12 protein-coding genes are annotated in these 12,046 nt (G+C 70.0%); 9 read left to right on the top strand and 3 right to left on the bottom strand.

What is annotated here, in order from left to right:
* Positions 1-190: 190 nt before the first annotated feature.
* Positions 191-1,360, bottom strand: a complete 1,170-nt coding sequence (locus tag ACYVF6_RS36490; protein ID WP_460528279.1) for a LacI family DNA-binding transcriptional regulator — start codon at positions 1,358-1,360, stop codon at positions 191-193.
* A gap of 166 nt (positions 1,361-1,526) precedes the next feature.
* Here ACYVF6_RS36490 and ACYVF6_RS36485 point away from each other — a divergent pair, with 166 nt between their 5' ends.
* The 4 genes from ACYVF6_RS36485 (at position 1,527) to ACYVF6_RS36470 (ending at position 5,689) form a co-directional block, all read left to right on the top strand.
* Positions 1,527-2,936: a carbohydrate-binding protein gene (locus tag ACYVF6_RS36485; protein ID WP_460528277.1), complete on the top strand. Its 1,410-nt coding sequence runs from the start codon at positions 1,527-1,529 to the stop codon at positions 2,934-2,936.
* A 28-nt stretch (positions 2,937-2,964) separates the two neighbouring features.
* Positions 2,965-3,897 carry a DUF1996 domain-containing protein gene (locus tag ACYVF6_RS36480; RefSeq protein WP_460528275.1) on the top strand — a complete coding sequence of 311 codons (933 nt, stop codon included), beginning with the start codon at positions 2,965-2,967 and terminating at the stop codon, positions 3,895-3,897.
* Between the two features lie 189 nt (positions 3,898-4,086).
* Positions 4,087-4,695, top strand: coding sequence for a SurA N-terminal domain-containing protein (locus ACYVF6_RS36475; RefSeq protein ID WP_460528273.1), 609 nt, complete (start codon positions 4,087-4,089; stop codon positions 4,693-4,695).
* Between the two features lie 7 nt (positions 4,696-4,702).
* The gene (locus ACYVF6_RS36470) at positions 4,703-5,689 is read left to right on the top strand and encodes a nucleoside triphosphate pyrophosphohydrolase (RefSeq protein WP_460528271.1); all 987 of its coding nucleotides are present in this window, start codon (positions 4,703-4,705) and stop codon (positions 5,687-5,689) included.
* On the opposite strand, the gene ACYVF6_RS36465 is transcribed toward ACYVF6_RS36470, so the two are convergent.
* Complete coding sequence (locus ACYVF6_RS36465; RefSeq protein ID WP_460528269.1) at positions 5,686-6,570, bottom strand: SDR family oxidoreductase; 885 nt, start codon at positions 6,568-6,570, stop codon at positions 5,686-5,688. The genes ACYVF6_RS36470 and ACYVF6_RS36465 overlap by 4 nt on opposite strands.
* A gap of 126 nt (positions 6,571-6,696) precedes the next feature.
* Here ACYVF6_RS36465 and ACYVF6_RS36460 point away from each other — a divergent pair, with 126 nt between their 5' ends.
* From ACYVF6_RS36460 to ACYVF6_RS36440, 5 genes are all read left to right on the top strand, one after another.
* A complete protein-coding gene (locus ACYVF6_RS36460; RefSeq protein ID WP_460528267.1) occupies positions 6,697-7,596 on the top strand; it encodes a LysR family transcriptional regulator in 900 nt (299 codons plus the stop codon).
* Positions 7,597-7,692: 96 nt separating this feature from the next.
* On the top strand, positions 7,693-8,982 hold the full coding sequence (eno, locus tag ACYVF6_RS36455; protein ID WP_460528265.1) for a phosphopyruvate hydratase: 1,290 nt from the start codon (positions 7,693-7,695) through the stop codon (positions 8,980-8,982).
* A gap of 21 nt (positions 8,983-9,003) precedes the next feature.
* Positions 9,004-9,654: an FtsB family cell division protein gene (locus ACYVF6_RS36450; protein ID WP_460528263.1), complete on the top strand. Its 651-nt coding sequence runs from the start codon at positions 9,004-9,006 to the stop codon at positions 9,652-9,654.
* On the top strand, positions 9,644-10,132 hold the full coding sequence (locus ACYVF6_RS36445; protein WP_460528261.1) for a DUF501 domain-containing protein: 489 nt from the start codon (positions 9,644-9,646) through the stop codon (positions 10,130-10,132). The genes ACYVF6_RS36450 and ACYVF6_RS36445 overlap by 11 nt, the downstream gene beginning before the upstream one ends.
* Complete coding sequence (locus tag ACYVF6_RS36440; protein ID WP_460528259.1) at positions 10,123-11,058, top strand: Ppx/GppA phosphatase family protein; 936 nt, start codon at positions 10,123-10,125, stop codon at positions 11,056-11,058. The genes ACYVF6_RS36445 and ACYVF6_RS36440 overlap by 10 nt, the downstream gene beginning before the upstream one ends.
* A 75-nt stretch (positions 11,059-11,133) precedes the next feature.
* Here ACYVF6_RS36440 and ACYVF6_RS36435 read toward each other — a convergent pair whose 3' ends face one another.
* Positions 11,134-11,910, bottom strand: a complete 777-nt coding sequence (locus ACYVF6_RS36435) for a hypothetical protein (RefSeq protein WP_460528257.1) — start codon at positions 11,908-11,910, stop codon at positions 11,134-11,136.
* Positions 11,911-12,046 lie beyond the last annotated feature (136 nt).

Raw genomic sequence — 12,046 nt, 5'->3', positions numbered from 1 at the left:
CCGCGAATGACCACGTTAACCACGCAATCAGCGGGTTAACCACGCCCCGGCGCGTGGCGAAGCACCTACTGGCGTGGCGAAGCGCAGAGGCCGCGACCCCGCCGCGCGGCCCTAATGACCACGTTAACCAGCCAAACACGTGGTTAACGTGGTCATTCGCGGCGGGCACTGACGGACCGGCTCCGGCCGCTCAGGAGGTGGCGCCGCCGCAGGAGGCGCGGATCATCAGCTTGGTCGCGACGATGCGGGGCGGTGGCAGCGTGACGCTCGCCGGTTCGGGGGCTTCCTGGCTGCCATCGTCGCCCCCGCCATTCCGGGCGCCTCCACCACTCCGGGCGCTTCCACCACTCCCGACGCCTCCACCACTCCGGGCGCCTCCGGCCCGCCGCACGGCTGCTCTCGGCTGGTCGATCAGGTCGCGCAGCGCACCCACCGCCGCCCTCGCCAGCCCTTCCCTGTCCTGCGCGACCGTGGTCAGCCCCGGCCGTACCAACCCCGCCGCCTCCACGTCGTCGAAGCCGACGATCGCGAGGTCCTCGGGCACCCGCAGGCCCGCGTCGAGCGCCGCCTGCAGCGCGCCGATCGCCATCTCGTCACCCGCGGCGAACAGCGCCGAAGGCGGCGACGGCAGTGTGAGCAGCTCCTGCGCGCACCGGTAACCCGACGCCAGGAAGAAGTCTCCGTTGCGTACGTACGCCGGCTCGCACGGCAGTCCGAGCCGGGCCAGCTCGTAGCGGTACCCGTCGAGCCGCTCGGTTGCCGGCATCAGGTCCAGCGGCCCGGTGATCGTGGCGATCCGGGAGTGGCCCAGCGCGTGCAGATGCCGAACCGCCCGCGCCGCCCCGACGCGGTTGTCGGACGTCACGTACGTCGCGCGCGGCCCATGCACCGGCAGGTCGAGCCCGACACACGGCACCTCGGCCGCGTCGACCAGTGCCGTCACCGCCGGGTGGTGCTCGTCGATGCCCATCAGCAGGACGGCGGCCAGCCGGTGCTGCCGCGCCACCCGCACGTACGCCTCGACGTCGGCCGCCTCCGTGCGCGATGCCACCGTCGACAGCAGCATCAGGTGGTATCCGCTGTTGGACAGCGCGCGCTTCACGCCGGTCAGCATGTCCTGCAGGAACGGCTGCCTGCGCCCTTCGGCCTCGTACGACGTGTCCCAGATCAGGCCGATCATGTCCGAGCGTCCACGCACCAGCGCCCGCGCGGCCTGGCTCGGCTGGTACCCGAGCCGGTCGGCCAGATCGACGATCCGCTGCCGGGTGCGCGCGCTCACCTCCGGATGGCCGTTGAGCGCACGTGAGACCGTCGCGACCGAGACGCCGCTCTGCCGCGCCAGTTCCCGGATGTCGACCACAGCGCCACCCTAGCCGCTACGAAAACGTATCCGGAACTCTTGACATCGCTCGCGCGTCGGATCAGCCTGAACGAAATCCCACATCGCACGGAATCCCCGTACACATAGGTCCGGAAACGTTTACGGCTCGAACGCATGACCCGAACGCAACGAAGGAGACGAGCTGATGCTCACCCACGTTCGCCGCGTCGCGCTGCTGGTCACCGCCGCCGCGGTCACCGGAGCCACCGCCCTGGCCGCGGGTCTGGCGGCACCGACCGAACCAGCCCGCGCCGCCATGCCCCCGCAAGCCGGAGCGGCCGCCGTGCCGCCGCCGGACTCCGGCTGGTCGCTGGCCTGGAGCGATGACTTCAACGGCTCCGCCGGCAGCCTCCCGAGCTCCTCGAACTGGATCTTCGACCTCGGCCACAGCTACCCCGGCGGCCCCGGCAACTGGGGCACCGGCGAGATCCAGAACTACACGAACAGCCCGTCCAACATCAGCCTCGACGGCGGCGGCAACCTTCGCATCACCCCGCTGCGCGACGGCTCCGGCAACTGGACGTCGGCCCGGATCGAGACCCAGCGCACCAACTTCAAACCGCCGGACGGCGGCGTGATGCGGATCGAGGGCCGGATCCAGATGCCGAACGTCACCGGCAACGCGGCGCTGGGCTACTGGCCGGCGTTCTGGGCACTCGGCTCGCCGTACCGCGGCAACTACCAGAACTGGCCGGCGATCGGCGAGTTCGACGTGATGGAGAACGTCAACGGCATCAACTCCGTCTGGGGCGTGCTGCACTGCGGCGTCGCGCCGGGCGGTCCGTGCAACGAGTTCAACGGCATCGGCGCCAACCGCGCCTGCCCGGGCAGCAGCTGCCAGTCGGCGTTCCACACCTACCGCTTCGAGTGGGACCGTTCGGTGACGCCGAACCAGCTGCGGTGGTACGTCGACGGCCAGCAGTTCCACAGTGTCTCGCAGTCGCAGGTCGGCGAGCCGCACTGGTCGAACATGACCAACCACGCGGGCTACTTCATCCTGCTCAATGTCGCGATGGGCGGTGGATTCCCCAACGGTGTAGCGGGTTTCGGCACTCCGACCGCGGACACCGTGCCGGGCCGGCCGATGGTCGTCGACTACGTTGCGGTCTACACCCGCGGCGGTGGTACGACCACGCCACCTCCCGGCGGCACCAGCGCGTACTCCACGATCCAGGCCGAGAACTACAACGCACAAAGCGGTATCCAGACCGAGGCCTGCAGTGAGGGCGGCCAGAACATCGGCTGGATCTCCAACGGAGACTGGGCTCGTTACAACGGTGTCGACTTCGGGTCGAGCCCGGCGCACACGTTCAGCGCGCGGGTCGCTTCCGGCGCGGCCGGAGGGATCAGCGGGCTGGTGCAAGTGCGGCTGGACAGTCCGACCGGTGCGGTCGCGGCACAGTTCGCGCTCGCGAGCACCGGTGGGTGGCAGACCTGGACAACCGTTCCGGGCCAGGCGAACAACATCACCGGCGTCCACGACGTCTATCTGACGTTCAGCAGCGGCCAGCCCGCCGACTTCGTCAACGTCAACTGGTTCACGTTCTCCCGCTAGCTTTCCGCGTCTCGAAGGAGGAACCGCCATGCTCAGTATGCGAAGAGTTGCTCCTCTGGCCACGGCAGCAGTTCTGGCCGCGGCCGGCCTGTTCCTGGCCTCGCCGGATGCTTCGGCGATGCACGCCGCGCACGGCTACACGTTCAGCGAGCAACAAGTGAAGGCGATCGAGGCCCAGGCCGCGCTCGCTCCACTGCGGGGCTCGGAGTTTCTCGCGGACTGCACGGCCAGCCACCGGCAGGGCGACGACCCGATCGTCTTCCCCAACCAGGCAGGCGTTTCGCACCTCCACCAGTTCTTCGGCAACCGTACGACGAACGCGAACTCCACGTTGGAGTCGCTGAAGGCCGGCACGAGTACCTGCAGCCCGGTCGAGGACAAGGCAGCCTACTGGGTGCCGACCCTTTACCAGAACGGCAATCCCGTCGCGCCCGAACGCGTCACGGTCTACTACCAGGGCATCACCCATCACGAACGCGCGGTCGCGCATCCGCAGGGACTGCGTTACGTCGTGGGCAACGCGGCCGCGACCAACCCGGACCAGAACCCGTCCGCCCGCTGGTCGTGTGTGGGGCATCCGGAGGCCAGCCGTGACTTCCTGAGCTGCCCGGCGGGCTCGAAGCTCGAGACCTACCTCGACTTCCCGACCTGCTGGGACGGCACCCGGCTGGACAGCCCCAACCACCGCGACCACATGGCGTTCGCGGTCGCCGGTGAGTGCCCGGGTACTCACCCGGTCGTGGTGCCCCGGCTGGAGTTCCTGATCACCTATCCCGTCACCGGCGATGGGCTCTCGCTCGCCGGCACCCGGAACGGTGTGAACGTCACGAACGCGCCCGGCTACACCTTCCACGGCGACTTCATCAACGCCTGGGACCAGGCGGCGCTGGAGCAGCGGGTGCGGGACTGCATCGTCGCGGGCTACAAGTGCGGAACGGACGGCAGGCCCATCATGCAGTGACGTCCTCGGGACCGGCCACCATCCCTTCCGTCGGCTCGCGTACGCGGAGCTGAAGGCGGCCCGGCCGGGGTGGTGGCCGGGCCGGTGGTCGGGGCAGTGCGAGTAGCGGTGGAACGCCTGGGGAAGCCGCGGGTCGGTCCCGGTAGCATCAAGCCCGACCAGGATTCGTCAGAGGGAAGGTCCGCTCTCGTGATCTCGCGTAAGTCGCTTCGGTTGGCCGCAGCCGCGTTGACCGTCACCGTCGGGCTCGCCCTGGCCGGCTGCGGGAACATCCAGCCCGGCGTCGCGGCGAAGGTCGGTGACCAGACGATCTCGATGAGCTTCCTCGACGCGCAGGTGCAGTGGTACCACAACCAGCCGAAGGCGGCCAGCGAGCCGCCGTCGACCAAGCTGATCCTCTGGCAGCTGGTCGTGGTCCAGCTGTTCGACGACCTGGGCAAGCAGGAGGGCGTCACGCCGACGGCGGCCGAGATCCGCCAGGCCGAGGCCGAGTTCAAGTCCCGGGCCAAGACCATTGGCCCCATCTCGCCCGACATGGTGACGACGATCGCGCGCGGCACCCTGCTGCAGGAAAGCCTCAAGGCGAAGCTCGGTGGTGAGGCGCAGTACGTCGCCGCCGTACAGAAGAAGGCGGAAGAAGTGGGCGTCCGGATCAACCCGCGTTACGGAACCTGGAACAACGCCGACTTCATGCGCACCGGGCCCGACTCGTTCGGCAGCGGCGCGCTCGTCAAGCCGGCCACCCAGCCGACCCAGCCCGCGCTGCCGCAGGTCGGCCAGCCGGCGCCCGAGCAGTAAGCCCTTCGTGTCCGGCCGGATCGTCTTCCTGCTCAGCAGCCCGCGGGTCGCACCCGGCCTGTACGCCTGGGCTGCCTGGGAGGCGCTGCGCGGTGCCGACGCCGTCCTGATCGAGTCCGCCGACCATCCGCAACGAGCTCCGATCGAGGCCGCCGGCGTATCACTCGAGATCGCCGGCGCCGCGGAGGCTCCTTTCGTACGCGCGCAGGAACTGGTGGCCCGGGCCGCGGCCGGCGAGGTTGTCGTGTGGGTCGCCGCCGAGTCCGGTGACTCCGAGCTCGCGGGCGCGCTGGCGTTGCGGCTCGCCTCGGTTTCGGAGGCCGGCCAGACCGGGCTGCCCGAGCTCGAGGTGCTGCTCGCGTCGTACGACCTGCCGGGCGCGCGGATGCTCGACCTGATCGCCGTGATGGACCGCCTGCGCAACGAGTGCGCGTGGGTACAGGAGCAGACGCCACGGTCGCTGGTGCGCTACCTCGTGGAGGAGGCGTACGAAACCGTCGAGGCGATCGAGACCGGCGACCGCGTCCACCTGCGCGAGGAACTCGGCGACCTGCTGTTCCAGGTCGTGTTCCACGCGCGGATCGCGCAGGAGGACGCCGCGGAGCCGTACTCCATCGACGAGATCGCGGCCGACCTCACCGCGAAGCTGATCCGGCGTAACCCACACGTGTTCGGCTCGGTCTCGGCTTCCGACGCGGCCGAGATCGAGGCGAACTGGGACGAGCTGAAGGCCGCCGAGAAGGCCCGGTCGTCGGCCGTCGAAGGAGTGCCGCTGGCGCTGCCAGCCCTCGGCCTGGCCGACAAGCTGCTGGAACGTACGGCCAAGGCCGGGCTCGAGGTGCCGCTGCGCGGTTCGGAGCCGGGAGGCGACCTCGGCGACGCGCTGCTCCAGCTGGCGGCCGACGCCCGTGCCAAGAGCATCGATCCGGAGCAGGCGTTGCGCGACGCGATCCGCCGCTACATCGAACGGATCCGGGCCGCCGAGTCCTCCTAGCCGAAGTAGTGGCCGGCCTCGAGGTCCGCGATCAGCCCGATCTGCTCGGGCTTCCAGTCGAACCGTTCCTGGGTGAGCGCGCCCGACGCCGGCAGGTCCTGGGAGGCGAACATCCGGATCCATCCGAAGTGGTCCTCAGCCTCCGCGTCGGGGATGGCTCGCACCGGCAGGCCGAGATGCTTGCCGAACACCTCGGCGATCGCGCGGGCCGGTATGCCCTCCTCCGCGACCGCGTGCAGCCGGGCGCCGGCGGGCGCGTGCTCCAGGGCCAGCCGGTACAGGCGCGCGGCGTCCAGGCGGTGTACCGCGGGCCAGCGGTTGCTTCCGTCGCCCAGGTAGGCGGCGACGCCCTTCGTACGGGCGATCTGGATGAGGTACGGGACGAAGCCGTGGTCGCCTTCGCCGTGCACCTGGGGGAGCCGGACGAGCGAGACCCGTACGCCGCGCTCGGCGAGCGGCAGCGCGGTCTGGTCCGTGCGGCGGGGATGGGTCCAGGGCTCGGGCGGTGCGTCTTCCTCCGTGACGACGCGGCCCGGCCCGAGCACGCCGGTTCCACCGGTGACGACGAACGGACGTCCGGTGCCGGCGAGCACCTCGCCGATCGCCTCGATCGCCTGCCGGTCGGTCTCCGCGGCGGCGGCCATCTGCGAGAAGTCGTGGCTGTACGCCAGGTGGATCACGCCGTCGGCCTGCGCCGCGCCGCCGCGCAGGCTGTCGAGGTCGGCGAGGTCGCCGCGGTGGGGCTCGGCGCCGGCGGCTTTCAGGGCTTCCTCGGCGGCGTCGGTGCGGGCCAGGCCGAGGACCTGGTGGCCGTTGCCGATCAGTTCGCGGACGACGGCGGAACCGACGAATCCGCTCGCGCCGGTGACGAAGACACGCATGGTCGCACTCCTTCGAGTAAGAGGTCGGGGATTGCTTCCATGGTGGGTCGGGAGCTGGTTGGCGTCCAAAGCTTGTTTCGTATGAGGTAATACGGTTGAGGCATCACCGCAGGTAGCATGGCTGTCGTGTCTGATCTGGATCTCGACCTTCGGCTGGTGCGCTACTTCGTGGCGGTTGCCGAGCGCGGGCATTTCGGCCGGGCGGCGGAGGCGCTGCACCTCACGCAGCCGTCGCTGAGCCGGCAGGTCCGGCGGCTGGAGCAGCAGGTGGGCGCACGGCTGCTGGACCGCACTCCGCAGGGCAGCCGGCTCACCGATGCCGGGTCGGCGTTCCTGCCGCAGGCGAAAGCCCTGTTGCGTTCGGCCGCCTCGGCGGCGGCATCGGCGCGGGCCGCTGCCGAGCCCAGCCGGATCACGATCGGCTACACCGCCGGCCTGATCATCACGCCGGCTGTCCGCGAGCTGCGGCGGCAGCACCCGGACGCTGACGTACGGTCTCATCATCTGGAGTGGAGCGAGCCGCGCTCGGCGCTGCTCGAGCATCGCGTGGACGTGACCGTCAACCGGCTGCCGATGCGCACGGAGGGGCTCTCCGTGACCGTCCTCTACGACGAGGGCCGGTTGGTGGTGGTGCCGCTCGACCATCGGCTGGCGGGCAAGGAATCCGTCACGCTCGACGACATCGCCGACGAGCCGATGCCGCGCCTCCCCGATCCGGACTGGAACGCGTTCTGGCGCATCGACCCCCGCCCCGACGGCCGACCGGCGCCGGCCGGGCCACTGATCCAGGCAGTGGAGGACAAGCTCGAGCTGATCGCCACCGGCGAGGTCGTCGCGATCGTGGCCGCGGGCTTCCTCGGGACGCGGGTCCGTCCCGACCTCACCGCGATCCCCCTGGACGACGTCGAGCCGAGCCACGTCGTCCTCGCCACCCGCGCCGGCGACCGTAACCGGCTGGTAGCCGCGTTCGGCAAGATCGCCCGCACCCACCTCACGCCCGCACCCCACGACCACGAACACCCGTAACCTCGCCGGGCGGGTCGGTTCGCTGGATGTTCAGGAGCCGCCGGTAGGCTCAGCCACGTTGGAATAGCCATGTCGTAACACTTGGGAGGCTGGCCCGTGGCCACGATTGACGCCATCATCGCCCGCGAGATTCTGGACTCGCGCGGTAACCCCACTGTCGAGGTGGAGGTCGGGCTCGATGACGGCACGATCGGCCGCGCCGCCGTGCCGTCCGGTGCGTCGACCGGTGCGTTCGAGGCCGTCGAGCTGCGTGACGGCGAGACCAACCGCTATGCCGGCAAGGGTGTCACCAAGGCCGCACAGGGTGTCGTCGACGAGATCGCGCCGCAGCTGGTCGGCTACGAAGCCAGCGAGCAGCGCCTGATCGACGCCCGCCTGCTCGACCTCGACGGCACGCCCAACAAGGCCAAGCTCGGCGCCAACGCGATCCTCGGCGTCTCGCTGGCGATCGCCAAGGCCGCGGCCGAGTCCGCCGGCCTGTCGGTGTTCCGTTACGTCGGCGGGCCCAACGCCCACGTCCTGCCGGTGCCGATGCTCAACATCATCAACGGCGGCGCCCACGCCGACAACGACGTCGACTTCCAGGAGTTCATGATCGCGCCGATCGGCGCGTCGACGTTCAGCGAGGCGATCCGCTGGGGCGCCGAGACCTACCACGTGCTCAAGTCGGTGCTCAAGGGCCAGGGCCTGTCCACCGGCCTCGGCGACGAGGGTGGCTTCGCGCCCAACCTGCCGTCCAACCGCGCGGCGATCGACCTGATCGCGACCGCCGTCGAGAAGGCCGGCTTCCGCTGGGGCTCCGACATCGCGATCGCGATCGACGCGGCGGCGACGGAGTTCTACGACGCCGAGAAGTCGGTCTACCGTTTCGAGGGCGCCGAGAAGTCGGCCGACGACCTGATCGGCTACTACTCCGAGCTGCTCGACAGCTACCCCTTCGTCTCGATGGAAGACCCGCTGGCCGAGGACGACTGGGCCGGCTGGACGGCGATGACGTCGGCGATCGGGTCGCGCGTGCAGATCGTCGGCGACGACCTGTTCGTCACCAACCCCGAGCGGCTTTCCCGCGGCATCAAGGACGGCGCGGCCAACTCCCTGCTGGTCAAGGTCAACCAGATCGGCTCGCTCACCGAGACGCTCGACGCCGTGGAGATGGCCCACCGCAACGGCTTCTCGTGCATGATGAGCCACCGTTCCGGCGAGACCGAGGACACCACGATCGCCGACCTCGCGGTCGCGACCAACGTCGGCCAGATCAAGTCCGGCGCGCCGGCCCGCACCGACCGCGTGGCCAAGTACAACCAGCTCCTGCGCATCGAGGAAGAGCTCGACGACGCCGCGCGCTACGCCGGCAGGTCGGCGTTCCCGCGCTACACCGGCGCCTGAGCTCCGTCGAGGTGACCTGCGATGGGTGACGGACGCCGAGGGCCGGGAGGACGGTCGCCGCGCGACCGCTCGCGGCCCGGCGCCCGTCCACCCGCGCCGGGTCGCGGCGACGCTCCGGTCCGGCATCGGCACGCGCCTTCCGGCAACGAAGCAGGCGGCGGTGCCAGGTCGTCGCGTTCCCGCTCGGCGGGGCGGTCGCGTTCGACCGGGCTGACCGGGCGCGCGGCGGTGCTGCTGCTCGTCCTCGCCGCGCTGGTCGTGTCGTACGCCTCCAGCCTGCGCGCGTGGGCCGACCAGCAGTCGCGGATCGCCGCCCTGGAAGCCGAGCAGGCCGAACGCCAGAAGGCCGTCACCGAGCTCGACACCGAGTTGCGGCGCTGGCAGGACCCCGCCTACGTGCAAGCGCAGGCGCGCAAGCGATTCGGCTGGGTGCTCCCGGGCGAGACCGGCTACGTCGTGGTCGGCGGCGATGACGCGCTCGACGAGGCGAGCGGCCAGCGTGCCGACCCGGCCACTCCGCAGACCAAGGAGCCGGCGTGGTGGAGCACGCTGTGGGGCAGCGTCGAGTATGCCGGCGACCCACCGCCGAAGCCCGCGCCGAAGCCGAAGAAACCCAAGCCGGCCGAGACGATCACGCCGGAGACGGAGATCTCCGAGGAAGATGGCAACTGAGACCCGGCTCGGCGTGCCCACGGCCGGCGACCTCGAGACGCTGCACTCGCAGCTGGGCCGGCCGGCGCGAGGCGTACGCCGGATCGCGGCGCGTTGCGCGTCCGGCCATCCCTGCGTGGTGGAGACGGAGCCGCGGCTGCCCGACGGCACTCCGTTCCCGACCGTCTTCTACCTCACCTGCCCGCGGCTGGCGTCGGCGATCGGCACGCTGGAGGCGAGCGGGCTGATGCAGGACATGACGGCCCGGCTGGACTCTGATCTTGAGTTGGCGGCGGCATATCAGCGGGCGCACGGCTCGTACATCGCGCATCGGGAGGCGCTGGCCCACGTGCCGGAGATCGCGGGCGTGTCGGCCGGCGGCATGCCGACGCGGGTGAAATGCCTGCACGCGCTGGTCGCACACGCACTGGCGGCCGGACCGGGCGTGAACCCGTTCGGGGACGAGGCATTGCTACGACTGGAGGACGCATGCGCGTAGCTGGGATCGACTGCGGTACGAACTCGATCCGGTTGCTGGTGGCCGAGATCACCGGCGGCCACCTGGTCGACATCGACCGCCGGCTGGAGATCGTCCGGCTGGGACAGGACGTCGACCGGACCGGACGGCTCGCGCCGGAGGCGCTGGCGCGTACGTTCGAAGCCTGCAAGCGATATGCGGATCTGATCTCGGAGCTCGGCGCCTCTCGGGTGCGGTTCGTCGCGACGTCGGCGACACGGGACGCGTCGAATCGTTCGGACTTCGTGGCGGGGGTGCGCGACATCCTCGGCGTCGAGCCCGAAGTGATCACCGGCGACGAGGAGGCGCGGCTGTCCTTCGACGGCGCGACGCGTGAGCTGGCGCCGCTGGGCGTACCTTCGCCTTACCTGGTGGTCGACATCGGCGGCGGGTCGACGGAGTTCGTGCTCGGCGCGCGGCAGCCCGAGCAGGCGATCTCGGTCGACATGGGCTGCGTCCGCCTGACCGAACGCCACCTCGACGGCGACCCGCCCTCAGCTGCGTCTGTCGCCGCCGCACGCGAGGAGGTCGACCGGCTGATCGACAAGGTGGCGTTGACGGTCGACTTCTCGAAGGCGAGCGCGCTGGTGGCCCTGGCCGGCACGGCGACAACCGTGGCGGCGATGGCGCTCGACCTCCCGTCGTACATCCCGGAACGCATCCACCTCTCCCGCATCCCCGTCGGCGACATCCGCTCGATCGCCGAACGCTACCTGGAGATGAGCCACTCGGAACGCGCGGCGCTGCCGTTCATGCACCCAGGCCGCGTCGATGTCATCGGCGGCGGATCGCTCATCCTGGAGCGCATCGCGGCCAGGATCGAGCCCTACCTCTCGGGCGCCGACGTCGTCATCTCCGAACACGACATCCTCGACGGGATCGCCTTCAGCCTGGTCGACAACGGCTGACCGGCGTCCAGCCAACCGAACGTCAGAACGTGTGGCGGAGCCGCCCCGATGGGACGGCTCCGCCACACTTTCCTCCTAGGGGTTCTTGACGTTGCCGAAGTGGTCGATCGGGCAGGTGTCGCTCTCGTCCTGGCTCAGAACGGCCGGGTCGTAGGCGTAACCCGGGATGTGGTCGGTCAGGAACGCTCCCGTCGCGTTGAAGGCGTTCAGCGCCGGCCACGGGCTCTGCGTACGTGAGTCGGTGCCCGAGACGCCCGCACCCTTGTAGGTTCCACCGGCGGTGGTGAGCACGGTGTTCAGCGTCGGGTCCGTGCCGAAGCTCGCACCGAAGAAGCCGTCGTAGACCGTGCTGTTGAACAAATCGCCGCGGCTGTAGCCGGTGAGCGCCCAGGCGCCGTCGGCGGCGTTGGACCAGAATCCGGGCGAGCACCAGGCACCCTGCTTGAACGGCCGGCACCCGTGACTGATGACGAGTTGCGGGTTCTTGGGCTTGCCGTCATAGCTGGCGGTCACCGTTCCCGGCAACGTGTCGGGGTCGTACCAGCCGCTGACGTACTTGAACGTGCCGCCGCCCGACTTGGTCATCGCGGCCGTGCCCCACGGGCCGGTGATGTCAGCGTTGTTGGAGCCGGTCGCGGTCAGCACCCACAGGACATACGGTCCATCGGCGTCCGCACCGTTTGCTACACCGCAGAGCTCGGTGCGCAGGTCGTAGCCGCCGAAGCCATCGGCGATGAGACCCTGCCCGCTGTAGCTGACGGTGTTGGCATAGGCCGACGCGGTACCGACCAGAGCGAGGCTCGCGAGCACGGCGATCGCGAGTGTGCACAGGCCTCGAGTGAATCTGGACATTGTTCGCCCCATTTCATGAGTCCCAGCAGAGAACTGGGATCGACCGTCAAGTCGGGCCGAACGACGTCCAGTTACCAGATCGCGAACAATCGGGACGTCCGACAGGAACGTGCGGTGCGCATGGTCCCGCGCCTAA

The organism is Flindersiella endophytica (genome assembly GCF_054779015.1).
The sequence above is the reverse complement of the archived record's forward strand: the minus strand, read 5'-3'. Positions and strand labels throughout refer to the sequence as shown.

What these genes read in the sequence shown, in the direction of transcription:
- ACYVF6_RS36485 (WP_460528277.1), top strand. Translation starts at nt 1,527, where the DNA reads ATGCTCACCCACGTTCGCCGCGTCGCGCTGCTGGTCACCGCCGCCGCG.
- ACYVF6_RS36480 (WP_460528275.1), top strand. Translation starts at nt 2,965, where the DNA reads ATGCTCAGTATGCGAAGAGTTGCTCCTCTGGCCACGGCAGCAGTTCTG.
- ACYVF6_RS36465 (WP_460528269.1), bottom strand. Translation starts at nt 6,570, where the DNA reads ATGCGTGTCTTCGTCACCGGCGCGAGCGGATTCGTCGGTTCCGCCGTC.
- ACYVF6_RS36450 (WP_460528263.1), top strand. Translation starts at nt 9,004, where the DNA reads ATGGGTGACGGACGCCGAGGGCCGGGAGGACGGTCGCCGCGCGACCGC.
- ACYVF6_RS36445 (WP_460528261.1), top strand. Translation starts at nt 9,644, where the DNA reads ATGGCAACTGAGACCCGGCTCGGCGTGCCCACGGCCGGCGACCTCGAG.
- ACYVF6_RS36440 (WP_460528259.1), top strand. Translation starts at nt 10,123, where the DNA reads ATGCGCGTAGCTGGGATCGACTGCGGTACGAACTCGATCCGGTTGCTG.
- ACYVF6_RS36435 (WP_460528257.1), bottom strand. Translation starts at nt 11,910, where the DNA reads ATGTCCAGATTCACTCGAGGCCTGTGCACACTCGCGATCGCCGTGCTC.